This window comes from Enterobacter sp. TCD1-1 (assembly GCF_020567405.1).
GTDB lineage: Bacteria > Pseudomonadota > Gammaproteobacteria > Enterobacterales > Enterobacteriaceae > Enterobacter > Enterobacter quasiroggenkampii.
Genome location: NZ_JAJCXF010000002.1, coordinates 342,408 through 366,987, shown reverse-complemented (window position 1 = coordinate 366,987; position 24,580 = coordinate 342,408). Strand labels below are relative to the sequence as shown.

The window sequence follows — 24,580 nt, the reverse complement described above, 5'->3', positions numbered from 1 at the left end:
GGATTCAAATGCAAAGCCGGGTGGCGCTACGCTTACCCGGCCTACGGTTGAATGACGTTGTAGGCCGGGTAAGGCGAAGCCGCCACCCGGCATTTTATATCATTCGTCGCCGTTAAAACCCGCACGATTGAGCAGGAACTGCGACAGCAGCGCTACCGGACGACCGGTTGCGCCTTTGGCCTTGCCGGAGCGCCATGCGGTACCCGCGATATCCAGGTGCGCCCAGTTGTACTTACGGGTGAAACGCGCCAGGAAGCAGCCCGCGGTGATCGCCCCGCCAGGACGTCCGCCGATGTTCGCCATATCCGCGAAGTTAGACTCCAGTTGCTCCTGATATTCGTCACCCAGCGGCAGACGCCATGCGCGGTCACCGGCCTGCTCCGAGGCACCAATCAGCTCGTGCGCCAGCGGGTTGTGGTTCGACATCAGGCCGGTAATGTGGTGGCCCAGCGCAATCACACAGGCGCCGGTGAGCGTGGCGACGTCAATGACCGCTTCAGGTTCGAAGCGCTCAACGTAGGTCAGCACATCGCAGAGTACCAGACGGCCTTCGGCGTCGGTGTTCAGTACTTCAACGGTCTGGCCGGACATGGTGGTCAGGACGTCACCCGGACGATAAGCGCGACCGCCAGGCATGTTTTCGCAGCCCGCCAGAACGCCGATCACGTTGATGGGCAACTGAAGTTCCGCGACCATGCGCATGACGCCGTAAACCGCCGCCGCGCCGCACATGTCATACTTCATCTCGTCCATGCCTTCGGCAGGCTTGATGGAGATACCGCCGGAATCGAAGGTCAGGCCTTTACCGACCAGCACGACAGGGCGTGCGTCTTCGGCCGGGTTGCCCTTGTACTCGATGACGGACATCAGGGATTCGTTCTGCGAACCGTTACCGACTGCCAGGTAAGAATGCATTCCCAGCTCTTTCATCTGCTGTTCGCCGATGACGCGGGTAATGACGTTTTTACTGTAGGCGTCGGCCAACTGACGTGCCTGAGAGGCCAGGTAGGCCGCGTTACAGATGTTGGGTGGCATGTTGCCGAGATCTTTAGCCGCTTTAATGCCGGCAGCAATCGCCAGACCGTGCTGGATCGCGCGTTCGCCGCTGGTCAGTTCGCGACGGGTTGGCACGTTGAAGACCATTTTACGCAGCGGACGACGCGGCTCGCTTTTATTGGTCTTCAGCTGATCGAAGCTGTACAGGCTCTCTTTTGCCGTTTCGACCGCCTGACGCACTTTCCAGTAGGTGTTACGCCCTTTAACGTGCAGCTCGGTCAGGAAGCAGACGGCTTCCATTGAACCGGTATCATTCAGCGTATTGATTGTTTTCTGAATCACCTGCTTATACTGACGTTCATCCAGCTCGCGTTCTTTGCCACAGCCAATCAGCAGAATGCGCTCTGAGAGTACGTTCGGAACATGGTGCAGTAACAGCGTCTGCCCAGGTTTGCCTTCCAGTTCGCCACGGCGCAGCAGGGCGCTAATATAGCCGTCACTGATTTTATCGAGTTGCTCGGCGATCGGGGAGAGTCGGCGTGGTTCAAAGACGCCCACAACGATGCAGGCACTCCGCTGTTTCTCCGGGCTACCGCTTTTTACACTGAACTCCATGCACTACGCTCCTGAATCTTAAAGACAACGGCGGCTGCTACGGATAGAATTGAAACCTTTCGTAACTCATGTCCGCTGTTGTGGTGACTTCGTGTTAATCTTACGTTACTACGGTTTCGACACGTCAGAAAAAGTCCTGAAGCGTGAATCCGCCGGATGTTTTAATCTTAGCGATGATTTCGACGACTCAAGAGAATAAATGACGTTTAAGCCATGAAACAAGCGATTTTCCAGCAAAGAGACGGGTTTTTACGGGCGTATTTAAAGTGATAATCATAAGATATCTGGTGCGGGAGACGCTCAAAAGCCAACTGGCGATCCTCTTCATCCTGCTGCTGATTTTTTTCTGTCAGAAGCTGGTTAAGATCCTCGGTGCGGCCGTTGACGGCGAAATTCCAACAAATCTGGTGCTTTCCCTGCTTGGTTTAGGGATCCCGGAAATGGCGCAGCTTATCCTGCCGCTAAGTCTTTTCCTTGGCCTGCTCATGACGCTTGGGAAACTCTATACCGAGAGTGAAATCACGGTGATGCATGCCTGTGGCCTGAGCAAAGCGGTCCTGGTGAAAGCCGCCATGATACTGGCGCTGTTCACGGGGATCGTTGCGGCGGTGAATGTGATGTGGGCGGGCCCCATGTCTTCCCGCCATCAGGATGAAGTGCTGGCCGAAGCGAAAGCCAACCCCGGCATGGCGGCGCTAGCCCAGGGGCAGTTCCAGCAGGCAACCGATGGAAACTCCGTGCTGTTTATTGAGAGCGTTGACGGCAGTAAATTCAACGATGTCTTCCTGGCGCAGCTGCGACCTAAAGGTAACGCGCGTCCTTCCGTGGTGGTGGCAGATTCCGGTCAGCTGGCTCAGCGCAAAGATGGTTCTCAGGTCGTGACGCTGAACAAAGGCACCCGTTTCGAAGGCACCGCGATGCTGCGTGACTTCCGCATTACGGATTTCCAGAACTATCAGGCCATTATCGGCCATCAGACGGTGTCGCTCGATCCAACGGATACCGAGCAAATGGACATGCGTACCCTCTGGAATACCGATACCAACCGAGCGCGTGCAGAGTTCCACTGGCGTATTACGCTCGTCTTCACCGTGTTTATGATGGCGCTGATTGTCGTTCCGCTGAGCGTGGTGAACCCGCGTCAGGGACGCGTGCTCTCTATGCTGCCGGCGATGCTGCTTTACCTGATCTATTTCCTGCTGCAAACCTCGATTCGCTCCAACGGCGCGAAGGGCAAGCTGGATCCCATGATCTGGACGTGGTTCGTCAACAGCCTGTACATCTTACTGGCGCTGGGGTTAAACCTGTGGGATACGGTGCCTGTGCGCCGCATACGTGCCCGATTCTCGCGTAAAGGAGCCATCTAATGCAGGCGTTTGGCGTTCTTGATCGCTATATCGGTAAAACCATTTTTACCACCATCATGATGACGTTGTTCATGCTGGTGTCGCTCTCCGGCATTATCAAATTTGTCGATCAGCTGAAAAAAGCCGGGCAAGGGAGCTATGACGCGCTGGGCGCGGGGATGTATACCCTACTCAGCGTGCCGAAAGATGTGCAGATCTTCTTCCCGATGGCGGCCCTGCTGGGGGCACTGCTGGGGCTGGGTATGCTGGCGCAGCGCAGCGAGCTGGTCGTTATGCAGGCCTCGGGTTTTACCCGCATGCAGGTCGCGCTGTCGGTAATGAAAACCGCCATCCCACTGGTGCTGTTGACCATGGCGATTGGCGAGTGGGTCGCGCCGCAGGGCGAACAGATGGCGCGTAACTATCGTGCTCAGGCGATGTACGGCGGCTCACTGCTCTCGACTCAGCAAGGTTTATGGGCCAAAGACGGAAAAAACTTCGTCTACATCGAACGGGTGAAGGGGAATGATGAACTGGGCGGAGTGAGCATCTACGCTTTCGATGACCAGCGCCGTCTGCAGTCCGTTCGCCACGCCTCTTCGGCGAAGTTTGACGCCGAACATAAGCAGTGGCGGTTGTCCCAGGTTGATGAATCTAACCTGACCGATCCGAAACAGATTACGGGTTCTCAGACGGTAACCGGTACGTGGAAAACCAACCTGACGCCCGATAAGCTCGGCGTCGTGGCGCTGGATCCTGACGCGCTCTCCATCAGCGGTTTGCATAACTATGTGAAATACCTGAAGTCGAGCGGACAGGATGCGGGACGCTATCAGCTCAACATGTGGAGCAAAATCTTCCAGCCGATGTCCGTGGCGGTAATGATGCTGATGGCGCTGTCGTTTATCTTCGGCCCGTTGCGCAGCGTGCCGATGGGGGTTCGCGTCGTGACCGGCATCAGCTTCGGCTTTGTGTTCTACGTGCTCGATCAGATCTTCGGTCCGCTGACTCTGGTTTATGGCATTCCGCCGATTATCGGTGCGCTGCTGCCAAGCGCCAGCTTCCTCCTGATCAGTCTCTGGCTGCTGTTGAAACGCTCCTGATTGACCTCTCCTCGCTTCCGGTTGCCCGGGAGCGAGGCTAATCTCCTGTTTCACCCCGCACTTTTTCTCACAACCTTCAACGTCCCGCCGCGAATTTGAGTATTATTGAGCGATAACGTCGTGAAGGGATCCTCTATGAAGCAAATTCGAATGCTTGCCCAGTATTACGTCGACCTGATGATGAAGCTTGGGCTGGTGCGTTTTTCCATGCTGCTTGCGCTGGCGCTGGTCGTTCTGGCCATTGTCGTGCAAATGGCGGTTACCATGGTTCTGCATGGTCAGGTCGAGAGTATCGACGTCATCCGCTCCATCTTCTTTGGCTTGCTCATTACGCCTTGGGCGGTCTATTTCCTTTCCGTAGTGGTTGAACAGCTGGAAGAGTCCCGTCAGCGTCTGTCTAAGCTGGTGGATAAACTGGAAGAGATGCGCGAGCGCGACCTGAAGCTCAACGTCCAGCTCAAAGACAACATTGCGCAGCTGAATCAGGAGATTTCAGATCGTGAGAAGGCGGAGGCCGAGCGTCAGGCCACCCTGGAGCAGCTGAAAATCGAAATGAAAGAGCGCGAGGTCACGCAGATCCAGCTTGAGCAGCAATCCTCCTTCCTGCGGTCGTTCCTGGATGCGTCGCCGGATCTGGTGTTCTACCGTAATGAAGATAAAGAATTTTCCGGCTGTAACCGGGCGATGGAGTTGCTTACCGGGAAAAGCGAGAAGCAGCTGATTCACCTGAAGCCGCAGGACGTTTACTCTGAAGAGGCGGCGGCCAAGGTCATGGAGACCGACGAAAAAGTCTTCCGTCATAACGTCTCGCTGACCTATGAACAGTGGCTGGACTACCCGGACGGACGCAAAGCCTGCTTTGAGATCCGTAAGGTGCCCTACTATGACCGCGTGGGCAAACGCCACGGCCTGATGGGCTTTGGCCGCGACATCACCGAGCGTAAGCGCTATCAGGATGCCCTGGAGCGCGCCAGCCGCGACAAGACCACCTTTATCTCCACCATCAGCCACGAGCTGCGTACGCCGCTTAACGGCATCGTCGGGTTGAGCCGTATTCTGCTGGATACCGACCTGACCGCAGAGCAGGAAAAATACCTCAAGACTATCCATGTCTCAGCGGTCACGCTGGGTAATATCTTCAATGATATTATTGATATGGATAAGATGGAGCGCCGTAAAGTTCAGCTTGATAACCAGCCGGTTGATTTCACCAGCTTCCTTGCCGATCTGGAAAACCTGTCCGGCCTGCAGGCGCAGCAGAAGGGCCTGAGCTTTGTTATGGAGCCCACCCTGCCGCTGCCGCATAAGGTGGTGACTGACGGCACGCGACTGCGCCAGATCCTGTGGAACCTGATCAGCAACGCGGTGAAATTCACCCAGAAGGGGCAGGTGGCGGTGCGTATCCGCTATGACGAAGGCGACATGCTGCACTTCGAGGTAGAGGACTCCGGAATTGGTATTCCGCAGGAAGAGCAGGACAAGATCTTTGCCATGTACTACCAGGTGAAAGACAGCAACGGCGGGAAACCGGCGACCGGAACAGGCATTGGCCTGGCGGTCTCTAAACGTCTGGCGAAGAGCATGGGCGGTGATATCACCGTAGCCAGCCAGCCGGGGAAAGGGTCAACCTTCACGCTGACGGTCCATGCGCCAGCGGTGGCGGAAGAGGTAGAAGATACCTTTGAAAATGACGATATGCCGCTACCTGCCCTGCACGTCCTGCTGGTGGAAGACATTGAGCTGAACGTGATCGTGGCGCGCTCGGTGCTGGAAAAACTGGGCAACAGCGTGGATGTCGCGATGACCGGCAAAGCCGCGCTGGAGATGTTTAAACCCGGCGAATACGATCTTGTTCTGCTGGATATTCAATTACCGGATATGACCGGGCTGGATATCTCGCGCGAGCTGACGCGTCAGTACGCGGCCGACGAACTGCCGCCGCTGGTTGCCCTGACGGCGAACGTGCTGAAAGATAAAAAAGAGTATCTCGATGCCGGTATGGACGATGTACTCAACAAGCCGCTGGCGGTTCCTGCTCTGACCGCTATGATCAAAAAGTTCTGGGATACCCATGATGAAGAGGAGAGCACCATGACGTCTGTTGATAGCGCAAAAGCCCAAACGATACTCGATACCGCGATGCTGGAGCAGTATATCGATCTGGTGGGGCCGAAACTGATTACCGACGGTCTGGCCGTGTTCGAAAAAATGATGCCGGGCTATCTGAGCGTGCTGGAATCCAACCTGACGGCCCGTGACCAGAAGGGGATCGTGGAAGAAGGACATAAAATCAAAGGTGCAGCCGGCTCGGTTGGTTTACGCCACCTGCAGCAGCTGGGACAACAGATTCAGTCGCCTGATTTACCTGCATGGGAAGATAACGTGGGTGATTGGGTTGAAGAGATGAAGCAAGAGTGGCAAAACGATGTTGCGGTGCTTAAAGCCTGGGTTGACGCCAGAAAAAAATGACCCCGGATTAACCGGGGTGCGCGAATACTGCGCCAACACCAGGGAAATCGTGGCTGCGCCTGTTTTTAAACGTTATTTTTGAAAGGGCGCTGCCTGAAAAATTTAGGCCGCACGCAGATAAGATAGCAAATCTTAAATGGTTTGTTACATGAATCAGTGAAATGTGTGAAGCATAGCGTTTTAATCAAAATTATTAATGTGCTTCAGCCAGTTGCAGAAAAGGATTGTCATGATGAAAAAGATTGGTGTCGTGCTCAGCGGATGTGGTGTTTACGATGGTTCTGAGATACACGAAGCCGTCATTACGCTGCTGGCCCTGGCTAAGCAGGGAGCAGAGGTGATTTGTTTTGCGCCAGACAAAAATCAGGCGGATGTGATTAACCATCTGACCGGTGAACCAATGGCGGAAACCCGTAACGTGCTGATTGAAGCCGCACGTATTGCGCGAGGTGACATCCATCCTCTTATTCAGGCAGACGCCGCAGAGCTTGATGCGCTCATTGTGCCGGGTGGATTTGGCGCGGCCAAAAATCTCAGTACCTTTGCCGCGCAGGGCGCGGAGTGTCAGATCGATCCTCATCTCAAAGCGCTGTCGCAGGCCATGCATGCGGCAGGGAAACCGCTGGGCTTTATCTGTATCGCACCGGCGATGTTGCCTAAGATTTTTGATTTCCCGCTGCGCCTGACCATCGGGACGGATATTGATACCGCGGAGATCGTCGAGGAAATGGGGGGCGAACACGTTCCGTGCCCGGTGGATGACATTGTGGTTGATGAAGATAATAAAATTGTCACCACGCCGGCCTATATGCTGGCGCAGAATATTGCAGAAGCGGCCACGGGAATCGAAAAGCTGGTCGCCCGCGTGCTGGTGCTGGCTGAATGAGTCGTCAATCCGGCGCAGGTGCGTGGGTAAAACGTACTTTATTGCGCATCGTTCTGGTGCTGGCGGTGTTTTGGGGCGGTGGACTCGCCCTGTTCAGCATTATGCCGGTTCCGTTCTCCGCCGTGATGGTTGAGCGTCAGCTCGGTGCGTGGCTCAGCGGTGATTTCGGCTATGTCGCCCATTCTGACTGGGTAAGCATGGACGAGATCTCGCCGTTCATGGGGCTGGCGGTCATCGCGGCGGAGGATCAGAAATTCCCCGAGCACTGGGGATTCGATGTGGCCGCGATTGAGAAGGCGCTGGCGCATAACGAACGTCATGAAAACCGCGTGCGTGGCGCGTCAACGTTGTCGCAGCAGACGGCCAAAAATCTGTTTCTGTGGGACGGCCGCAGCTGGGTGCGAAAGGGGCTGGAAGCGGGATTAACCCTGGGCATGGAAACGGTCTGGAGCAAAAAGCGCATTCTGACCGTGTATCTCAACGTTGCCGAGTTTGGCGACGGGGTATTTGGTGTCGAAGCTGCATCACAACGCTATTTTAATAAACCCGCCAGCAAGCTGAGCATGTCGGAGGCGGCGCTGCTCGCGGCTGTTCTGCCTAATCCCATCCGTTTTAAAGCCAGTGCCCCATCAGGGTACGTGCGAAGCCGTCAGGCGTGGATTATGCGCCAGATGCGTCAGTTGGGAGGAGAAGGGTTTATGGAGAGCAACAAACTTATGTAGGGCGGGTAAGCGCAGCGCCACCCGCCTGAAGGGGAGAGACCTTAATCTTCGTCGAACCCCGCGTTAAACAGCGCAATCACCGCCGCCAGCGCTTCCTCTTCCTGAGGGCCGGTGGCTTCGACTTCAATCTGACGCCCTTTGGCGGAATCCAGCATCAGCAGCGCGATCACGCTGTTCGCTTCCGCTTCGGTACCTTCGTCATTCCGCAGCAGAACTTCTGCATCGAAACCCTGCATCAGCTCAAACAGCTTCATCGCCGGGCGCGCATGCATGCCCAGCTTATTGGTGATCTCAACGGTCTGTTTTACGGTCATGTTTTACGTTTTTCCAGCGTGCGATGACGGGACTGAACGTTCTTCCCGCGCGAGCGGAAATAGTCGGCCAGCTGTTCGGCGATATAAACCGAACGATGTTTACCGCCGGTACAGCCAATCGCTACCGTCAGATAGCTACGATTGTTTGTCTCCAGCATAGGTAACCATAGCTCAAGGTAGCTTCGCGTCTGGTAGATAAAATTGTGAACTTCTGTGTGCCTGTCGAGGAAGGCCGCAACGGGTTTATCCAGACCGGTCATGGGACGCAGTTTCGGATCCCAGTGCGGGTTCGGCAGGAAGCGCACGTCGAAAACATAATCCGCATCGATCGGGATACCGTGCTTGAAGCCAAAGGATTCGAACACCATCGTCAGTTCGCGCTCGCGTTTACCCAACAACCGGGTACGCAGCATTTCTGCCAGCTCGTGAACGGACATCTCAGAGGTGTCGACAATCAGGTCGGCACGAGAACGCAGCGGCTCCAGCAGATCGCTCTCTTCATCGATAGCACTCTCCAGAGAGAGGTTCTTACTGGAAAGCGGGTGCAAACGACGGGTATCGCTGTAGCGGCGGATCAGGGTATTACGGTCTGCATCAAGGAACAGCAGCTGCGGCGAGAATGCGTCGGGCAGGTTACTCATGGCCTGTTCGAAGATCTCTGGCGATTCAGGCATGTTACGAACGTCGATACTGACGGCGGCCGAGGTTTGTCTCTCCGCCAGCGTACGGGCCAGTTCGGGCAACAACACGACCGGCAGGTTATCGACGCAGTAAAAACCCATGTCTTCCAGCGCGCGCAGAGCAACGGATTTCCCCGACCCTGAACGGCCACTGACAATCATCAGCACCATGTTCCGTTTCTCCTCAGGACAACAGATGTGAAGGCCATCTCCTGGTTATGCATCATCCTGATTGCCTTCTGCTTCAGTGATAATTTGATAGAGCTCTTCATCACTTTGAGCCGAGCGCAGTCGACGGCAAATGGTTTTGTCAGCCAGACGCTTGGCGACCAGCGACAGCGTATGCAGATGGGTTTTCGTCTGGTCAGCAGGCACCAGCAGCGCGAAGAGGAGATCGACGGGCTGGTTATCAATGGCATCGAAGGCGATCGGTGTTTCAAGCTGCACAAACACACCGACGGCACGCAGGGTATCCTCTTCCAGTTTGCCATGCGGGATCGCGATGCCGTTGCCGATACCGGTACTGCCCATCTTTTCACGGGTCAGAATCGCTTCGAACACCACCTGCGGCGGCAGGCCCAGCTGTTTTGCGGCCAGTTCACTGATGATCTCCAGCGCACGTTTTTTGCTCTGGCAGTGAACCGCACTGCGGGTACATTCCTGGTTAAGGACATTGCTCAGTTGAAGAGCGGAATCGTTGTTCATCATAATTTCACCTAAGCGCTAACTGTACAAATGGCCTGTTGTGTTTCACAACAGGCCGTCCTGCACCCGTTAACTGCCCGGACAATTAGTGTTGTTTCAGTTTATCTTTATGTTTATTGAGCTGTCGCGCAAGCTTATCAATCAAGCCGTCGATAGCAGCGTACATGTCTTGCCCTTCCGCACTGGCATGCAGTTCACCCCCGTTAACATGCAGGGTGGCATCCGAGATATGAGTCACTTTCTCCACTTTCAACACAATATAGACCTGATTGATCCTTTCGAAATACTGCTCGAGTTTTGCAAACTTCGTGTTCACAAAGTCGCGTAAAGCCTCAGTAATTTCGACGTTTTGTCCAGTGATGTTGAGCTGCATAGTGTCTTCCTTATCGGTTGTGTCAGACCAGCTGTTTACGCTGGTTGGACGGCGGAATGGATAAAGACTCTCGATACTTCGCAACAGTACGACGTGCCACCATAATACCCTGATCGGACAGCATGGTGGTTAACTTACTGTCGCTTAGCGGCTTCGCGGGGTTCTCCGCGGCGATCAATTTCTTCACCAGGGCACGGATGGCCGTGGACGACGCTTCGCCGCCGCCCTCGGTATTCACATGGCTGGAGAAGAAATACTTAAGCTCAAAAATACCGCGTGGACTGTGCAGATACTTCTGCGTGGTGACACGGGAAATGGTTGATTCATGCATCTCGACGGCCTGGGCGATATCCGCCAGCACCATCGGTTTCATATACTCTTCACCCTGCTCAAAGAACGCCTGCTGCTGTTCCACAATGCAGCGGCTGACGCGTAGCAGCGTATCATTTCGGCTCTCCAGACTTTTGATCAGCCATCGCGCTTCCTGCAAATTGCTACGAATATATTGATTGTCGGAGTCGTTACGCACGCTGGTGCACATGGAGGCATACTGCTGGTTGATTTGCAGGCGAGGGATACTGTCAGAGTTCAGTTCAACGACCCAGCGGCCGTTATTTTTTCTGACCAGCACATCCGGGATCACGTACTCGGGTTCGCTGGTCTGGATCGACTGACCGGGGCGCGGATCGAGCGACTGGATCAGATTCACCGCTTCTTTCAGCACCTCTTCTTTCAGGCGTGTGACGCGCATCAGGGTGCGGAAATCGTGGTTCGCCAGCAGATCCAGGTGATCGCTGATGATTAGGCGCGCCTCGTCGAGCCATGGCGTCTCTTTGCTGAACTGAGAAAGCTGGATCAGCAGGCAGTCGCGCAGATCTTTTGCGGCTACGCCTACCGGATCGAAACGCTGGATGCGCTTCAGAACAGCTTCAACTTCCTCAAGCTCAATCTCGTCGTCGCCCATGCTTTCCAGAATATCGTCCAGCGTGACGGTCAAATAGCCAGTGTCGTCAACGGCATCGACAATTGACGTGGCAATCGCGCGGTCGGTATCGGAGAAGGGGGTGAGTTCCACCTGCCACATCAGGTAATCCTGCAGCGACTGGGTGGTTTCTCCCTGATAGACCGGTAGCTCATCGTCCTGGTAGTCTGCACGCGTACCGGAAGGGGTTCCGGCGGTGTAGATTTCATCCCAGCTGGCATCCAGCGGAAGCTCGTCGGGCATCTCTTTTTGTTCGAGTGCATCCGCGGTATCGAGCGCTTCTGTATCCTGCGATTGCTGGGTATCTACCTCGTCATGAAGATCGGTTTGTTCCAGCAGGGGGTTGCTGTCCAGCGCCTGCTGGAGCTCCTGCTGAAGTTCTAACGTGGACAGTTGCAACAGGCGAATTGCCTGCTGTAGCTGCGGCGTCATCGCCAGTTGTTGGCTGAGCCTTAATTGCAAACCTTGCTTCATGTTCAGAGCATTTTTCTCCGGTTCGGCGTTACGTTACCTCTACCCTATCAGAGTCTGAAGTCTTCCCCAAGATAGACGCGCTTAACATGATCGTCTTCGAGGATCTGCTGCGGCGTACCGTGGGCGATCAGATTGCCCTGGCTCACAATATAGGCGCGTTCACACACGGCCAGCGTTTCACGCACGTTGTGGTCGGTGATCAGTACGCCAAGCCCGCTGTCGCGCAGGTGTTCAATGATACGTTTGATGTCGATAACGGAGATCGGGTCAACGCCCGCAAACGGTTCATCCAGCAGGATAAATTTCGGGTTTGCGGCCAGCGCACGCGCAATCTCAACACGACGGCGTTCGCCCCCGGAGAGTGCCTGACCGAGGCTGTCGCGCAGATGCTCGATGTGGAACTCTTCCATCAGCTCGTTGGCACGATCCTGACGCTGTTCGTTGGTCAGATCGTTACGAATTTGCAGGACCGCCATCAGGTTGTCGTAAACGCTGAGACGACGGAAAATGGAGGCTTCCTGCGGCAGATAGCCGATCCCGCGACGCGCGCGCGCGTGGAGCGGCAGAAGGCTGATGTCTTCATCGTCAATGATAATGTTGCCGGCATCGCGCGGCACAATACCCACGACCATGTAGAAGGTTGTCGTTTTACCTGCACCGTTCGGGCCAAGCAGCCCCACGATTTCGCCGGAGTTAACGGTCAGACTGACATCTTCTACGACACGGCGGCCCTTATAGGCCTTCGCGAGATTTTTTGCAGTTAATGTTGCCATAACGAATTAGTTACTCTTCTTCTGTGCCGGGGCCTGGCCCTTGCCTTTATCCTGCAGCTGCGACGGAACCAGAACGGTGGTGACGCGTTTGCCTTTCTCGCTGGAGGCCTGCATTTTTTGCTCTTTAACCAGATAGGTAATCTGGTCGCCGGTAATGTTGCTGTCCAGCTGTTCCAGATAGGCATTGCCGGTCAGGATGACCAGGTCCTTCGCCAGCTCATAGTGCATGTGCGTGGCGCGGCCTTTCACGGGCTTGCCGTTGTCCTGCATCTGGTAGAAGGTCGCCGGATTACCATAGCCATCGATAATCTCTTTGCCCTGCTCGCCACCCGGACGGGTCACGACCACTTTGTCGGCGTTGATTTTGATGGTGCCCTGGGTCATGACGACGTTACCCGTGAAGGTGACGACGTTACCCTGCATATCGAGAGACTGGGTGTCGGACTCGATATGGATCGGCTGGTCGGTATCGCCCGTTACAGCAAGCGCGGGGAGACTGGTCGCCAGCATCGCGCTGGCGATAATTACTTTAAGGCTGAGTTTGTTTGTTTTGAATTTCATAGGAGGTTCTAACCTTTTCAATCAGCTCGGCGTTCTTGCTGCGTAAGTTCCCGCGCATTCTCAAACCGCTGGAATTAAATGTTGTGCCATACAGTGTGACCAGATCCTGCGACGTCACGTCCTGGGTTACCAGGTTGATCTGGGCATTATCCGTCGTAATTTTTCGCAGTTGCGAGTCGGCGGTCAGGGCGTTGACTTCAACGTGACCATACAGATAAAGCATACGGTCATTTGTCAGTTTTGCCCGATCTGATTTAATTGACCACGTCGGCACTTTGTCCTTATCAAAGGTGGTCATGACAGGCTGGGTAAACCACGAAATACCGTCATCTGAAAAATATTCAACATGCTGGGCAATCAGGCGATAGTTCAGCGCGCCTTCCGGGCTGTAGACCACGGTGTCGCTGTGATCGCTTTTATAGGTTGGATCGTTATTGTTGATCACTTCCGTTTGCGTATCGTCGCGATCGGCAAGGTTCACGCCAATCAATACCAGTGCGACAAGCGAAAGCAAAATGATAATCCAACGTCTTGTTTTACTCATATCGATTGCCCTTTGGCCTCATCAAGCTTGCCCTGCGCCAGCAGAAGCAGATCGCAGACTTCACGGACAGCGCCGCGGCCACCGTTGATGTGGGTAACGTAGTCGGCGCGCGGGATCAGCAGCGGATGCGCATCGGCAACGGCGATGCTCAGCCCAACTTCAGCCATCACGGGCCAGTCAATCAGGTCGTCCCCGACGTAGGCCACGTTTTCCGGCGCGATAGCCAGTTTACCCAGTAAATCATTGAACGCTGCCATCTTATCGGACTGGCCCTGATACAGATGGGTAATACCTAAGGTTTCACAGCGGTCTTCTACCAGTTTAGCGTTTCGCCCGGTGATGATCGCCACCTCAATCCCCGAGGTGAGCGCACAGCGGATACCGTAGCCATCGCGAACGTTAAACGCCTTCAGCTCTTCACCATTATTGCCCATGTAAATCAGGCCGTCGGAGAGGACCCCATCCACATCCAGGATCAGCAGACGAATGTTTTCCGCCTTTGCCATCATCTGTGTACTGACCGGCCCATAACAGGTTGCAAGGGATGCACCCGCATTACTCATTGTCTTATCCTTCATTACACTACGCCTGCGCGCAGCAGATCATGCATATGTACCACACCCAGCAACTGGTCGCCATCGGCAACCATAACGGAGGTGATATGGCGGGACTGCATCAGGTTCAGCACGTCCACGGCCAGCGTACCCGGACGGACGCGGATGCCGCCGGGCGTCATCACATCGGCAATACCGAGCGTGCGGACATCGACACCCATATCGAACACGCGACGCAGGTCGCCATCGGTGAAGATCCCCTGAATTTTCATCAGATCGTCGCACACGACCGTCATCCCCAGATTCTTGCGGGTGATTTCCAGCAGCGCATCACGCAGGGAGGCTTCTTTACTGACGTGAGGGATCTCATCCCCGGTGTGCATAATATCGTTTACCCGCAGCAGGAGCTTGCGCCCCAGCGCGCCGCCCGGGTGGGACAGCGCGAAATCTTCCGGCGTAAAGCCACGGGCTTCCAGCAGCGCAACGGCAAGGGCATCGCCCATAACCAGTGCCGCGGTGGTGCTGGAGGTCGGCGCCAGGCCGAGTGGACAGGCCTCCTTGGGAACCTTCACGCACAGGTGAATATCGGCGGCGCGCGCCATGCTGCTTTCCGGACGGCTGGTCATGCAAATCAGCGGCACCTGCAGTCGCTTCAGTACCGGGATCAGCGCCAGGATTTCATTGGACTCACCGGAGTTGGAGAGCGCGATGACGATATCCTGCGGCGTGACCATACCCAGGTCCCCGTGCGCGGCTTCCCCCGGGTGGACAAAGAAGGACGAGGTGCCGGTACTGGCAAAGGTTGCCGCCATTTTGCGTCCAATGTGGCCGGACTTGCCCATCCCCATCACCACGACTTTGCCGGCACAGTAGAATATCTTCTCACATGCCAGACTAAAATCCTGATTTATGTACTGATCTAACTGCGCCAGACCTTCACGTTCAATCTCCAGAACGTCTTTGCCTGCTTTCTGAAAGTCAAAACCCGGCTGCAATTCTATTTGCGACATAATGCGTTTCCGTTTACCCAGAGAGAAGAGGCGAGAGCCAGTACAGCATCGCCATCCATACGATAAATCCACCCGTCAGCAGCGCGCCTGCGCCTTTACCGATCTGTCGTTGCCGCCGCCAGCAGAGCAGGGCAAAAATCACGCTGACCAGCAACATCACGCCGTAATCACGTGAGAACGCCAGGGGATTAAAGGGCCCTGGCGAAATCAGGGCCGGCAGGCCCATCACAATGGCGATATTAAAAATGTTAGAGCCGATGATATTACCAATGGCAATGTCATCCTCACCTTTACGGGCCCCCGCAATGGCGGTGGCCAGCTCCGGCAGGCTGGTGCCGATGGCAATCACCGTCAGGCCAATGGTCAGCTCGCTGATGGCAAAATAGTTCGCCAGCACCGTCGCGTTATCCACGACCATGCGCGTTGCCATCGGCATGATGATCAGCGCGACGCCCAGCCAGAGCAGGGCAACAGGCAGCGTGCCTTCTCGTGGAAGCTCGGCGACCTGCTCACGCGTGAGGCTATCCTGACCCTGCTTTTCAGCCTGACGGGCGATTTTAACACTATACAGCAGCCAAATAACGGCCAGCGCCAGCAAGAAAATGCCGTCGCTGTAGCTCAGTACGCCATCGTAAAATACGCACCCTGCCAGCAGGCTTACGAGTAACATTAGCGGCAATTCGCGGCGCAGAACATCAGAATGCACGCGAAATGGATGGAGCAGCGCGGCCAGGCCCAAAATCAATAAAATATTGACGATGTTAGAGCCAATCGCGGTGCCGACTGCCAGGTCTACCTGGCCATGCAGCGATGCCGAGACAGAGACGATGATTTCAGGAAGTGACGTTCCTACGCTGACCACGGTCATCCCGATGACGACAGGCGGTACGCCACTCAGGCGACACAGGATAGATGCAGCAAACACTAAACGGTCAGCACTGTAGACCACCAACAGTAAACCAATTATTAACAGTGCTGTTGCTAAAAGCATCAAAAGTCCTTTCTTCAGGTATACTCGTCGGTCCATTGCTCGGGAATGGCTGGACTGCATACAGTCTGAGGCGTAACGAATTCCTAATTTTGACTTTATGCGCCGGAAAAGTAAAACAAATGCCAGCTTTCGCTAACCTCTACGGTTATTATTCTGTAAAAATGCTGAGTTTAGGGCTGATTCAGGCTACATGCCTTAACGTGAGCAGGATAAGAAAGGAACCATAAATGAGCCAAACCATGGCGAATTTAGTCGATGTCCGCGGGGTGAGTTTTTCTCGCGCCAACAGATTGATATTTGATGATATTTCGTTGACCGTGCCGCGTGGCAAGATCACTGCCATCATGGGGCCGTCCGGGATCGGTAAAACGACCCTGCTTCGCCTTATTGGCGGGCAGATCCCACCGGATAGCGGTGAGATCCTCTTTGATGGCGAAAACATCCCGGAGATGTCACGCTCGCGCCTGTATACTGTTCGCAAACGCATGAGCATGCTCTTTCAGTCGGGGGCCTTGTTCACCGACATGAACGTCTTTGATAACGTGGCCTATCCGCTGCGCGAGCATACCAGCCTGCCGCCTGCGCTGCTGAAAAGCACGGTGATGATGAAGCTTGAAGCCGTCGGGCTGCGGGGCGCCGCGAAACTGATGCCTTCGGAGTTGTCCGGCGGGATGGCGCGTCGTGCCGCGCTGGCGCGCGCCATCGCACTAGAACCTGATTTAATCATGTTCGACGAACCGTTTGTCGGGCAGGATCCCATCACGATGGGCGTGCTGGTGAAGCTCATCTCTGAACTGAATAGCGCGCTTGGCGTCACCTGCATTGTGGTGTCTCACGATGTACCTGAAGTGCTGAGCATTGCCGATTACGCCTACATCGTAGCGGACAAAAAGATCGTCGCACACGGTAGCGCCCAGGCGCTGCAGGAAAATTGCGATCCACGCGTGCGGCAGTTCCTTGACGGTATTGCCGATGGCCCTGTGCCGTTCCGCTACCCGGCGGGCGACTATCGTGACGATTTACTGGGAATAGGGAGTTAAGCCACTCATGCTGTTAAATGCGTTGGCCGCTCTCGGACACCGTGGCATAAAAACCATCAGGACGTTCGGGCGTGCCGGATTGATGTTATTCAACGCGCTGGTCGGCAAACCGGAATTCCGTAAGCACGCGCCGCTATTGGTGCGGCAGCTTTATAATGTCGGCGTGCTGTCGATGCTCATCATCATTGTCTCCGGTCTGTTTATCGGGATGGTGCTGGGTCTGCAGGGCTACCTGGTGCTGACTACCTACAGTGCGGAAACCAGCCTCGGGATGCTGGTGGCGCTCTCGCTGCTGCGTGAACTGGGGCCCGTTGTGGCGGCGCTGTTGTTCGCCGGGCGCGCGGGGTCAGCCTTAACCGCTGAAATTGGCCTGATGCGCGCGACTGAGCAGCTCTCCAGCATGGAGATGATGGCGGTCGATCCGCTGCGTCGCGTGATCTCGCCGCGTTTCTGGGCGGGGGTTATCTCTTTACCGCTGCTGACGATACTGTTTGTCGCCGTGGGTATCTGGGGCGGTTCGCTGGTTGGCGTGCACTGGAAAGGCATTGACGCCGGTTTCTTCTGGTCTGCCATGCAGGACGCCATTGACCTGCGAATGGATCTGGTTAACTGCCTGATTAAGAGCGTGGTATTTGCCATTACGGTTACCTGGATTGCATTGTTTAATGGTTACGATGCGATTCCGACGTCGGCGGGCATTAGCCGCGCTACTACACGTACAGTCGTTCATTCGTCGCTGGCCGTACTGGGTCTGGATTTTGTGCTCACCGCACTGATGTTTGGGAATTGAGTTCATGCAAACGAGAAAAAATGAAATTTGGGTCGGTGTATTCCTGCTGCTGGCGCTGCTGGCCGCGTTGTTTATCTGCCTGAGAGCGGCAGATATCACGTCTGTACGCACCGAGCCGACGTATCGCATCTATGCCACCTTCGATAACATCGGCGGGCTGAAGGCGCGTTCACCGGTCCGTATTGGCGGCGTGGTGATCGGCCGCGTATCTGACATTACGCTGGATGAGAAGACCTATCTGCCGCGCGTCGCGATGGATATCGAAGAGCGTTACAACCACATTCCGGACACCAGCTCCCTGTCTATCCGGACTTCCGGTCTGCTGGGCGAACAATATCTGGCGCTTAACGTCGGTTTTGAAGACCCCGAGCTGGGAACGACTATCCTTAAGGACGGGAGCGTGATCCAGGACACCAAGTCCGCCATGGTGCTGGAAGATATGATTGGTCAGTTCCTTTACAACAGTAAAGGGGATGATAAAAAGTCTGACAATGCCCCTGCGCAGAGTGAAGACCATACCAACGCTGCGCCGACCCCAGGTGCTGCGAATTAATATCAGGAGAAGTCATTCATGTTTAAACGACTGTTAATGGTTGCCATGCTGGTCATCGCCCCTCTCACCGCGGTGCACGCGGCGGATCAGAGTAACCCGTACAAACTGATGGACGAGGCCGCGAAGAAAACCTTCGATCGTCTTAAAAACGAGCAGCCTAAGATTCGTGCTAATCCTGATTACCTGCGTGACGTGGTTGACCAGGAGCTGCTGCCGTATGTGCAGATCAAATATGCAGGAGCGCTGGTGCTGGGCCGCTATTACAAAGACGCGACCCCGGCGCAGCGTGAAGCCTATTTTGCTGCTTTCCGTGAATATCTGAAGCAGGCTTATGGTCAGGCGCTGGCAATGTACCACGGTCAGACCTATCAGATCGCCCCGGAGCAGCCGCTGGGTGATGCGACCATCGTCCCTATTCGCGTAACGATCAACGATCCTAACGGCCGTCCGCCGGTGCGTCTGGATTTCCAGTGGCGTAAAAACAGCCAGACCGGCCACTGGCAGGCGTATGACATGATCGCCGAAGGCGTAAGCATGATCACCACCAAACAGAACGAGTGGAGCGACCTGCTGCGCACCAAGGGGATTGATGGCCTGACCGCGCAGCTGCAGTCCATTGCTCGTCAGAAAATCACGCTGGACGAGAAGAAGTAATGTCACAGCAACTCAGCTGGTCGCGTGAAGGCGAGACATTAAAGCTGTCCGGTGAGCTGGATCAGGATCTGCTGAACCCCTTATGGGATAAACGCCATGAGGCCATGCAGGGCGTGACGCTCATTGACTTAACTGACGTCACGCGGGTGGATACGGCAGGCGTTGCGCTGCTTGCCCATCTGGTTGCGGTAGGGAAAAAGCAGGGGGCGAGCGTCACGCTTCGCGGCGCGAGCGAGAATGTCGTGACCCTTGCGCAGCTCTACAATCTCCCTCAGGACGTATTGCCTCGTTAATATTTTCAGTGCGTTACTTCCGAAAGCCCTGACAGTTTCATCGTCGGGGCTTTTTGCTTGTTTAAGACGACGCCACTTTGCTCTAAGATGTTGGGCTTGTTTTCACTATCAGATGATTAAGAACCCATGGAAAATCATGAAATCCAGACAGTGCTGATGAATGCACTCTCCCTTCAGGAAGCCCACGTCACTGGCGATGGCAGTCACTTCCAGGTTATTGCTGTGGGTGAGATGTTCGACGGTATGAGCCGTGTGAAGAAACAGCAGGCTGTGTACGCGCCGCTGATGGAATATATTGCGGATAACCGCATCCACGCCCTGTCGATTAAAGCGTTCACCCCGCAAGAGTGGGCACGCGATCGCAAACTAAACGGTTTTTGAGCTGAGGGCGACAGGCCCGCAGCACGGTTGAATTTATAAGAGAGCACACAATGGATAAATTTCGTGTACAGGGGCCAACGCGTCTCCAGGGCGAAGTCACAATTTCTGGCGCGAAAAACGCCGCGCTGCCCATCCTCTTTGCTGCGCTGCTCGCGGAAGAGCCGGTAGAGATTCAGAACGTACCGAAGCTGAAAGATATCGACACCACCATGAAGCTGCTCACCCAGTTGGGCACGAAAGTCGAGCGTAACGGTTCCGTCTGGATCGATGCCAGCAAGGTGAACAACTTCTCTGCGCCTTACGATCTGGTGAAAACCATGCGTGCTTCCATCTGGGCGCTTGGCCCACTGGTGGCGCGTTTCGGTCAGGGTCAGGTTTCGCTGCCAGGTGGCTGCGCCATCGGTGCGCGTCCGGTTGACCTGCACATCTTTGGTCTGGAAAAACTGGGCGCAGAGATCAAGCTGGAAGAAGGCTACGTTAAAGCGTCCGTCAATGGTCGTCTGAAAGGCGCGCACATTGTTATGGACAAAGTGAGCGTAGGCGCAACGGTAACCATTATGTCTGCGGCAACGCTGGCAGAAGGGACCACTATCATCGAAAACGCCGCGCGTGAACCGGAAATTGTGGATACCGCTAACTTCCTCGTGGCACTGGGCGCGAAGATCTCCGGTCAGGGTACCGACCGTATCACCATCGAAGGCGTTGAGCGTCTGGGCGGGGGTGTCTATCGCGTACTGCCGGACCGTATCGAAACCGGTACCTTCCTGGTCGCTGCCGCGATCTCTGGCGGGAAGATTGTTTGTCGCAACGCACAGCCTGATACGCTGGATGCGGTGCTGGCGAAACTGCGTGATGCCGGCGCGGATATCGAAATCGGTGAAGACTGGATCAGCCTCGATATGCATGGACAGCGTCCAAAAGCGGTCAATGTGCGTACGGCGCCACACCCGGCGTTCCCAACGGACATGCAGGCGCAGTTCACCTTGTTGAACCTGGTCGCCGAAGGGACTGGCTTCATCACTGAAACCATTTTCGAGAACCGCTTTATGCACGTACCGGAGCTGATCCGTATGGGTGCACGTGCTGAGATCGAAAGTAATACCGTGATTTGCCATGGCGTTGAGACACTGTCCGGCGCTCAGGTGATGGCAACCGATCTGCGTGCGTCTGCCAGCCTGGTGTTGGCGGGTTGTATCGCGGAAGGTACAACGATCGTGGATCGTATTTATCACATCGATCGTGGCTATGAGCGTATCGAAGATAAACTGCGCGCGCTGGGTGCCAATATCGAGCGTGTGAAGGGCGAGTAATCGTTCCGGCAGCCCCCTGCCAGACATGACCGGGGGGTTGCTGTTCCTGTCAAAAAACGCGTTATTCCTGCGGTTCTTTTTTTACTTTTCTCTGGCGAATCATGCGCGATCTGTCGATAAATTCATGGGTAACGGGATCGTGGTAGCGCGAAGGCCAAATCACCCACGGATGCGTATCCAGCGCCGTCGCGATAATTAATTCTCCTTTTGGCCAGGGGCGGGTGAGGGCGTTTGCCAGAGTTGAAGAACTCAGTCCATGGCGGCGGGACTCTGCTGCCAGTGAAGTGCCTCTTTTGCGCAGTGCGGCAATAATATCAGCCGTGTGCCAGTCGATAAATTTCGTATCCATAACGCCGTCCTTAAGTTCGGATTCACCTACGCCGTTTCTTCTGAAACGACGGGTTTACTATACCCATTTCGAACTCTTGTTCTAAAAAGTTCGCGTTACTTGAAGGAATATTCAGAATAAGACACGGCTTTATTCATGCGGTCTCTAAACTGATGAATTTACGTGAATGCGGAATTTACGGGTGTGTACTGGAATCTCCCCGCCAGGAACGCGGGGAGAGAAAGCAAAATTAACGGTCGCGCTGAACGGCGATGTGGGCAAGACCAATCAGTGCCTCGCGCCATGGGCTGTCGGGAATGACCAGGAGTGCTTCGATGGCTTTGTCGGCTTCTTCTTCCGCACGCTGACGCGTCCATTCCAGCGAGCCGCAGATCGCCATGGTTTCCAGCACAGGTTCCAGAAGATGGCGGCCATTTCCCTGCTCAATCGCTTCACGGATCATTTTCGCCTGATCGGCCGTTCCGTTACGCATGGCGTGGAGCAACGGCAGGGTCGGTTTACCTTCGTTCAGGTCATCGCCAACGTTTTTGCCGAGCGTTTCGCCGTCCGCACTGTAGTCCAGCAGATCGTCAATCAGCTGGAAGGCTGTACCCAGATAGCGGCCATAGTCCTGCAGGCCTTTTTCCTGTGCTTCGGTACAGCCAGCCAAAATGCCGGAACACTGGGCCGCCGCTTCAAACAGACGCGCGGTTTTGCTGTAGATGACGCGCATGTAGTTTTCTTCGGTGATGTCCGGGTCGTTGACGTTCATCAGCTGCAGCACTTCGCCTTCAGCAATGACGTTTACGGCTTCGGACATCACCTCCAGCACTTTCAGGGAACCCAGGCTGGTCATCATCTGGAAGGCGCGGGTATAGATAAAATCCCCCACCAGGACGCTGGCGGCGTTCCCGAACGCGGCGTTAGCCGTGGCTTTGCCACGACGCATATCCGATTCATCCACCACATCGTCGTGCAGAAGCGTCGCCGTGTGGATAAATTCGATGAGCGCTGCGATAGTGATGTGAGCATTTCCCTGATAACCAACGGCTCTGGCAGCCAGAATGGCAATCATCGGACGAATGCGTTTACCGCCGCCGCTGACAATGTAATAGCCCAACTGATTGATCAGCTGAACGTCAGAGTTGAGTTGCTCCAGGATTGCTGCATTCACACCCGCCATATCTTGCGCGGTTAACTCGTTGATTTTTTCTAAATTCATCGCAAAAGCCGGGCTTTTTATCCTGTTGATCCCATCTTCAATGGGGTAACGAAGGGTTTCGGTTTATCAATAGTAGTGCTGATTGTACTGAAAAAACGGCTCAGATAAACGTTACCGTACGTGTTGTGTTTTTTTTCTTCATGTATTGACGGTAGCACTTGTCAAAGGCTCGCGTTTTGCGTAATATTCGCGCCCTATTGTGAATATTTATAGCGCACTCTGATTCATACGAGGACGTGCGCGGAAGCGGAGTTTATATGTACGCGGTTTTCCAAAGTGGTGGTAAACAACACCGAGTAAGCGAAGGTCAGACCGTTCGCCTGGAAAAGCTGGACATCGCAACTGGCGAATCTGTTGAGTTCGCAGAAGTTCTGATGATCGCAAACGGTGAAGAAGTCAAAATCGGCGTTCCTTTCGTTGATGGCGGCGTTATCAAAGCTGAAGTTGTTGCACACGGTCGTGGCGAGAAAGTTAAAATCGTTAAGTTTCGTCGTCGTAAGCACTACCGTAAGCAGCAGGGCCACCGTCAGTGGTTCACTGATGTGAAAATTACTGGCATCAGCGCCTAAGACCTGAGGAGAGATTTAAATGGCACATAAAAAGGCTGGCGGCTCCACACGTAACGGTCGCGATTCAGAAGCTAAACGCCTGGGCGTTAAGCGTTTCGGTGGCGAATCCGTTCTGGCGGGTAGCATCATCGTTCGTCAACGTGGCACCAAATTCCACGCTGGCAACAACGTAGGTTGCGGTCGTGACCACACTCTGTTTGCTAAAGCAGACGGTAAAGTGAAATTTGAAGTTAAAGGCCCGAACAACCGTAAATACATCAGCATCGTTGCTGAGTAAGGTTTTCTCGGTCCGGTAACGGATTAAAGCCCCGCACCCTGTTGCGGGGCTTTTTACATTGGAAACCCGGTAATTTTTTCTGTAGGGAAAACGGGCATGAAGCAGCAGGCCGGCATAGGAATTCTTTTGGCGCTCACAACCGCAATGTGCTGGGGTGCGCTGCCAATTGCAATGAAGCAGGTACTGGAAGTGATGGAGCCGCCTACGGTGGTCTTTTATCGCTTTCTGATGGCAAGCATCGGCCTTGGGGCGATTCTGGCCGTCAAAGGTAAGCTTCCACCCTTGCGGCTCTTCCGTAAACCGCGCTGGCTGGTGCTGCTGGCTATCGCGACGGGCGGTCTGTTTGGTAACTTCATCCTGTTCAGCTCTTCCCTGCAATATCTCAGCCCCACGGCGTCGCAGGTGATTGGTCAGCTTTCGCCGGTGGGCATGATGGTCGCCAGCGTCTTTATCCTCAAGGAGAAGATGCGCGGTACGCAGATTATCGGGGCGAGCATGCTGTTGTGCGGTCTGGTGATGTTCTTCAACACCAGTCTGATCGAGATTTTTACCCGCCTGACGGATTACACATGGGGTGTCATTTTCGGTGTGGGGGCAGCAACGGTCTGGGTGAGCTATGGCGTCGCGCAAAAGGTGTTATTGCGTCGGCTTGCCTCACAGCAGATCCTCTTTTTGCTGTACACTTTGTGTACAATAGCATTGCTGCCATTAGCGAAGCCGGGCGTAATTACCCAGCTTAGCGACTGGCAACTGGCGTGCCTCATTTTTTGTGGGCTGAACACGCTGGTCGGTTATGGCGCGCTGGCCGAAGCGATGGCGCGCTGGCAGGCAGCACAGGTGAGCGCATTAATCACGCTTACCCCGCTGTTTACGCTGTTATTTTCAGATTTGTTATCAATGGCCTGGCCCGATGTCTTCGTCAGACCGATGCTCAACCTGTTGGGTTATCTCGGTGCGTTTGTCGTGGTTGCGGGCGCGATGTATTCCGCCATTGGTCATCGTCTCTGGGGACGTTGGCGCAAAAATGAAGCGGTTGTAGTAGTCCCCCGCTCAGGCGAATGAGTT

At 54.9% G+C, this 24,580-nt stretch carries 29 protein-coding genes; 15 read left to right on the top strand and 14 right to left on the bottom strand.

The features are described 5' to 3' along the window. Positions 1 to 99: 99 nt before the first annotated feature. Complete coding sequence (gene pepA / locus LJA86_RS14645) at positions 100 to 1,611, bottom strand: leucyl aminopeptidase (protein ID WP_024906344.1); 1,512 nt, start codon at positions 1,609 to 1,611, stop codon at positions 100 to 102. Positions 1,612 to 1,877: 266 nt separating this feature from the next. Here pepA and lptF point away from each other — a divergent pair, with 266 nt between their 5' ends. The 5 genes from lptF to mtgA all read left to right on the top strand — a co-directional run bounded on the left by lptF (position 1,878) and on the right by mtgA (position 8,137). Beyond that, on the top strand, positions 1,878 to 2,978 hold the full coding sequence (lptF, locus tag LJA86_RS14640; protein ID WP_048028830.1) for an LPS export ABC transporter permease LptF: 1,101 nt from the start codon (positions 1,878 to 1,880) through the stop codon (positions 2,976 to 2,978). Beyond that, positions 2,978 to 4,060, top strand: a complete 1,083-nt coding sequence (gene lptG, locus LJA86_RS14635; protein WP_045910114.1) for an LPS export ABC transporter permease LptG — start codon at positions 2,978 to 2,980, stop codon at positions 4,058 to 4,060. Before lptF ends, lptG begins: the two co-directional genes overlap by 1 nt. A gap of 135 nt (positions 4,061 to 4,195) precedes the next feature. Next, positions 4,196 to 6,529: an aerobic respiration two-component sensor histidine kinase ArcB gene (gene arcB, locus LJA86_RS14630; RefSeq protein ID WP_229226347.1), complete on the top strand. Its 2,334-nt coding sequence runs from the start codon at positions 4,196 to 4,198 to the stop codon at positions 6,527 to 6,529. Between the two features lie 232 nt (positions 6,530 to 6,761). Further along, entirely contained in the window at positions 6,762 to 7,415 is a 654-nt protein-coding gene (gene elbB, locus LJA86_RS14625) for an isoprenoid biosynthesis glyoxalase ElbB (protein WP_048029292.1), read from the top strand. Beyond that, a complete protein-coding gene (mtgA, locus tag LJA86_RS14620) occupies positions 7,412 to 8,137 on the top strand; it encodes a monofunctional biosynthetic peptidoglycan transglycosylase (RefSeq protein WP_063622540.1) in 726 nt (241 codons plus the stop codon). The genes elbB and mtgA overlap by 4 nt, the downstream gene beginning before the upstream one ends. Before the next feature lie 41 nt (positions 8,138 to 8,178). Here mtgA and npr read toward each other — a convergent pair whose 3' ends face one another. From npr to LJA86_RS14565, 11 genes are all read right to left on the bottom strand, one after another. After that, positions 8,179 to 8,451, bottom strand: a complete 273-nt coding sequence (npr, locus tag LJA86_RS14615; RefSeq protein WP_003861872.1) for a PTS phosphocarrier protein NPr — start codon at positions 8,449 to 8,451, stop codon at positions 8,179 to 8,181. Continuing rightward, positions 8,448 to 9,302 carry an RNase adapter RapZ gene (gene rapZ, locus LJA86_RS14610; RefSeq protein WP_045910110.1) on the bottom strand — a complete coding sequence of 285 codons (855 nt, stop codon included), beginning with the start codon at positions 9,300 to 9,302 and terminating at the stop codon, positions 8,448 to 8,450. The genes npr and rapZ overlap by 4 nt, the downstream gene beginning before the upstream one ends. 45 nt (positions 9,303 to 9,347) lie before the next feature. Beyond that, positions 9,348 to 9,839, bottom strand: coding sequence for a PTS IIA-like nitrogen regulatory protein PtsN (gene ptsN / locus LJA86_RS14605; protein WP_008501443.1), 492 nt, complete (start codon positions 9,837 to 9,839; stop codon positions 9,348 to 9,350). A gap of 82 nt (positions 9,840 to 9,921) precedes the next feature. Then, positions 9,922 to 10,209 (bottom strand): ribosome hibernation promoting factor, encoded by a 288-nt coding sequence (gene hpf, locus LJA86_RS14600; protein WP_013098943.1) that lies wholly within the window; start codon positions 10,207 to 10,209, stop codon positions 9,922 to 9,924. 22 nt (positions 10,210 to 10,231) lie between these two features. Then, positions 10,232 to 11,665, bottom strand: a complete 1,434-nt coding sequence (gene rpoN / locus LJA86_RS14595; protein WP_048225120.1) for an RNA polymerase factor sigma-54 — start codon at positions 11,663 to 11,665, stop codon at positions 10,232 to 10,234. A 47-nt stretch (positions 11,666 to 11,712) separates the two neighbouring features. Continuing rightward, entirely contained in the window at positions 11,713 to 12,438 is a 726-nt protein-coding gene (lptB, locus tag LJA86_RS14590) for an LPS export ABC transporter ATP-binding protein (protein ID WP_008501446.1), read from the bottom strand. 6 nt (positions 12,439 to 12,444) lie between these two features. Then, positions 12,445 to 12,999 (bottom strand): lipopolysaccharide ABC transporter substrate-binding protein LptA, encoded by a 555-nt coding sequence (gene lptA, locus LJA86_RS14585; RefSeq protein WP_020883526.1) that lies wholly within the window; start codon positions 12,997 to 12,999, stop codon positions 12,445 to 12,447. After that, entirely contained in the window at positions 12,968 to 13,543 is a 576-nt protein-coding gene (gene lptC / locus LJA86_RS14580) for an LPS export ABC transporter periplasmic protein LptC (protein WP_024906353.1), read from the bottom strand. Before lptC ends, lptA begins: the two co-directional genes overlap by 32 nt. Beyond that, positions 13,540 to 14,106 (bottom strand): 3-deoxy-manno-octulosonate-8-phosphatase KdsC, encoded by a 567-nt coding sequence (kdsC, locus tag LJA86_RS14575; RefSeq protein ID WP_008501449.1) that lies wholly within the window; start codon positions 14,104 to 14,106, stop codon positions 13,540 to 13,542. Before kdsC ends, lptC begins: the two co-directional genes overlap by 4 nt. A 14-nt stretch (positions 14,107 to 14,120) precedes the next feature. Continuing rightward, on the bottom strand, positions 14,121 to 15,107 hold the full coding sequence (kdsD, locus tag LJA86_RS14570; RefSeq protein ID WP_008501450.1) for an arabinose-5-phosphate isomerase KdsD: 987 nt from the start codon (positions 15,105 to 15,107) through the stop codon (positions 14,121 to 14,123). A gap of 13 nt (positions 15,108 to 15,120) precedes the next feature. Next, entirely contained in the window at positions 15,121 to 16,098 is a 978-nt protein-coding gene (locus LJA86_RS14565; protein WP_045334591.1) for a calcium/sodium antiporter, read from the bottom strand. Positions 16,099 to 16,325: 227 nt separating this feature from the next. Here LJA86_RS14565 and mlaF point away from each other — a divergent pair, with 227 nt between their 5' ends. The 7 genes from mlaF (at position 16,326) to murA (ending at position 21,119) form a co-directional block, all read left to right on the top strand. Continuing rightward, a complete protein-coding gene (mlaF, locus tag LJA86_RS14560; RefSeq protein ID WP_008501452.1) occupies positions 16,326 to 17,138 on the top strand; it encodes a phospholipid ABC transporter ATP-binding protein MlaF in 813 nt (270 codons plus the stop codon). A 7-nt stretch (positions 17,139 to 17,145) separates the two neighbouring features. After that, positions 17,146 to 17,928, top strand: coding sequence for a lipid asymmetry maintenance ABC transporter permease subunit MlaE (gene mlaE / locus LJA86_RS14555; protein ID WP_010436044.1), 783 nt, complete (start codon positions 17,146 to 17,148; stop codon positions 17,926 to 17,928). Between the two features lie 4 nt (positions 17,929 to 17,932). Next, positions 17,933 to 18,481 (top strand): outer membrane lipid asymmetry maintenance protein MlaD, encoded by a 549-nt coding sequence (gene mlaD / locus LJA86_RS14550; protein WP_008501455.1) that lies wholly within the window; start codon positions 17,933 to 17,935, stop codon positions 18,479 to 18,481. A gap of 18 nt (positions 18,482 to 18,499) precedes the next feature. Next, a complete protein-coding gene (gene mlaC, locus LJA86_RS14545; RefSeq protein WP_045910107.1) occupies positions 18,500 to 19,135 on the top strand; it encodes a phospholipid-binding protein MlaC in 636 nt (211 codons plus the stop codon). Further along, the gene (gene mlaB, locus LJA86_RS14540) at positions 19,135 to 19,428 is read left to right on the top strand and encodes a lipid asymmetry maintenance protein MlaB (RefSeq protein WP_048028841.1); all 294 of its coding nucleotides are present in this window, start codon (positions 19,135 to 19,137) and stop codon (positions 19,426 to 19,428) included. Before mlaC ends, mlaB begins: the two co-directional genes overlap by 1 nt. Positions 19,429 to 19,554: 126 nt before the next feature. Beyond that, positions 19,555 to 19,809 (top strand): BolA family iron metabolism protein IbaG, encoded by a 255-nt coding sequence (gene ibaG, locus LJA86_RS14535; RefSeq protein WP_008501458.1) that lies wholly within the window; start codon positions 19,555 to 19,557, stop codon positions 19,807 to 19,809. Positions 19,810 to 19,859: 50 nt separating this feature from the next. After that, positions 19,860 to 21,119, top strand: a complete 1,260-nt coding sequence (gene murA, locus LJA86_RS14530) for a UDP-N-acetylglucosamine 1-carboxyvinyltransferase (protein ID WP_045910105.1) — start codon at positions 19,860 to 19,862, stop codon at positions 21,117 to 21,119. Positions 21,120 to 21,180: 61 nt separating this feature from the next. On the opposite strand, the gene sfsB is transcribed toward murA, so the two are convergent. Together sfsB and ispB are read right to left on the bottom strand one after the other, a co-directional pair. Beyond that, the gene (gene sfsB / locus LJA86_RS14525; RefSeq protein ID WP_048028843.1) at positions 21,181 to 21,468 is read right to left on the bottom strand and encodes a DNA-binding transcriptional regulator SfsB; all 288 of its coding nucleotides are present in this window, start codon (positions 21,466 to 21,468) and stop codon (positions 21,181 to 21,183) included. A 229-nt stretch (positions 21,469 to 21,697) separates the two neighbouring features. Further along, entirely contained in the window at positions 21,698 to 22,669 is a 972-nt protein-coding gene (gene ispB, locus LJA86_RS14520; RefSeq protein WP_229226346.1) for an octaprenyl diphosphate synthase, read from the bottom strand. A gap of 257 nt (positions 22,670 to 22,926) precedes the next feature. Here ispB and rplU point away from each other — a divergent pair, with 257 nt between their 5' ends. The 3 genes from rplU to LJA86_RS14505 all read left to right on the top strand — a co-directional run bounded on the left by rplU (position 22,927) and on the right by LJA86_RS14505 (position 24,577). After that, positions 22,927 to 23,238, top strand: a complete 312-nt coding sequence (rplU, locus tag LJA86_RS14515; protein WP_003025032.1) for a 50S ribosomal protein L21 — start codon at positions 22,927 to 22,929, stop codon at positions 23,236 to 23,238. A 19-nt stretch (positions 23,239 to 23,257) separates the two neighbouring features. Continuing rightward, positions 23,258 to 23,515, top strand: a complete 258-nt coding sequence (gene rpmA / locus LJA86_RS14510; protein ID WP_004385076.1) for a 50S ribosomal protein L27 — start codon at positions 23,258 to 23,260, stop codon at positions 23,513 to 23,515. A 96-nt stretch (positions 23,516 to 23,611) separates the two neighbouring features. Then, positions 23,612 to 24,577, top strand: a complete 966-nt coding sequence (locus LJA86_RS14505; protein WP_014833443.1) for a DMT family transporter — start codon at positions 23,612 to 23,614, stop codon at positions 24,575 to 24,577. Positions 24,578 to 24,580 lie beyond the last annotated feature (3 nt).

Coding starts and splice junctions, on each gene's coding strand:
- pepA (WP_024906344.1), bottom strand. CDS start 1,611: ATGGAGTTCAGTGTAAAAAGCGGTAGCCCGGAGAAACAGCGGAGTGCC.
- lptG (WP_045910114.1), top strand. CDS start 2,978: ATGCAGGCGTTTGGCGTTCTTGATCGCTATATCGGTAAAACCATTTTT.
- arcB (WP_229226347.1), top strand. CDS start 4,196: ATGAAGCAAATTCGAATGCTTGCCCAGTATTACGTCGACCTGATGATG.
- elbB (WP_048029292.1), top strand. CDS start 6,762: ATGAAAAAGATTGGTGTCGTGCTCAGCGGATGTGGTGTTTACGATGGT.
- mtgA (WP_063622540.1), top strand. CDS start 7,412: ATGAGTCGTCAATCCGGCGCAGGTGCGTGGGTAAAACGTACTTTATTG.
- npr (WP_003861872.1), bottom strand. CDS start 8,451: ATGACCGTAAAACAGACCGTTGAGATCACCAATAAGCTGGGCATGCAT.
- rapZ (WP_045910110.1), bottom strand. CDS start 9,302: ATGGTGCTGATGATTGTCAGTGGCCGTTCAGGGTCGGGGAAATCCGTT.
- ptsN (WP_008501443.1), bottom strand. CDS start 9,839: ATGATGAACAACGATTCCGCTCTTCAACTGAGCAATGTCCTTAACCAG.
- hpf (WP_013098943.1), bottom strand. CDS start 10,209: ATGCAGCTCAACATCACTGGACAAAACGTCGAAATTACTGAGGCTTTA.
- rpoN (WP_048225120.1), bottom strand. CDS start 11,665: ATGAAGCAAGGTTTGCAATTAAGGCTCAGCCAACAACTGGCGATGACG.
- lptB (WP_008501446.1), bottom strand. CDS start 12,438: ATGGCAACATTAACTGCAAAAAATCTCGCGAAGGCCTATAAGGGCCGC.
- lptA (WP_020883526.1), bottom strand. CDS start 12,999: ATGAAATTCAAAACAAACAAACTCAGCCTTAAAGTAATTATCGCCAGC.
- lptC (WP_024906353.1), bottom strand. CDS start 13,543: ATGAGTAAAACAAGACGTTGGATTATCATTTTGCTTTCGCTTGTCGCA.
- kdsC (WP_008501449.1), bottom strand. CDS start 14,106: ATGAGTAATGCGGGTGCATCCCTTGCAACCTGTTATGGGCCGGTCAGT.
- kdsD (WP_008501450.1), bottom strand. CDS start 15,107: ATGTCGCAAATAGAATTGCAGCCGGGTTTTGACTTTCAGAAAGCAGGC.
- LJA86_RS14565 (WP_045334591.1), bottom strand. CDS start 16,098: ATGCTTTTAGCAACAGCACTGTTAATAATTGGTTTACTGTTGGTGGTC.
- mlaF (WP_008501452.1), top strand. CDS start 16,326: ATGAGCCAAACCATGGCGAATTTAGTCGATGTCCGCGGGGTGAGTTTT.
- mlaE (WP_010436044.1), top strand. CDS start 17,146: ATGCTGTTAAATGCGTTGGCCGCTCTCGGACACCGTGGCATAAAAACC.
- mlaD (WP_008501455.1), top strand. CDS start 17,933: ATGCAAACGAGAAAAAATGAAATTTGGGTCGGTGTATTCCTGCTGCTG.
- mlaC (WP_045910107.1), top strand. CDS start 18,500: ATGTTTAAACGACTGTTAATGGTTGCCATGCTGGTCATCGCCCCTCTC.
- mlaB (WP_048028841.1), top strand. CDS start 19,135: ATGTCACAGCAACTCAGCTGGTCGCGTGAAGGCGAGACATTAAAGCTG.
- ibaG (WP_008501458.1), top strand. CDS start 19,555: ATGGAAAATCATGAAATCCAGACAGTGCTGATGAATGCACTCTCCCTT.
- murA (WP_045910105.1), top strand. CDS start 19,860: ATGGATAAATTTCGTGTACAGGGGCCAACGCGTCTCCAGGGCGAAGTC.
- sfsB (WP_048028843.1), bottom strand. CDS start 21,468: ATGGATACGAAATTTATCGACTGGCACACGGCTGATATTATTGCCGCA.
- ispB (WP_229226346.1), bottom strand. CDS start 22,669: ATGAATTTAGAAAAAATCAACGAGTTAACCGCGCAAGATATGGCGGGT.
- rplU (WP_003025032.1), top strand. CDS start 22,927: ATGTACGCGGTTTTCCAAAGTGGTGGTAAACAACACCGAGTAAGCGAA.
- rpmA (WP_004385076.1), top strand. CDS start 23,258: ATGGCACATAAAAAGGCTGGCGGCTCCACACGTAACGGTCGCGATTCA.
- LJA86_RS14505 (WP_014833443.1), top strand. CDS start 23,612: ATGAAGCAGCAGGCCGGCATAGGAATTCTTTTGGCGCTCACAACCGCA.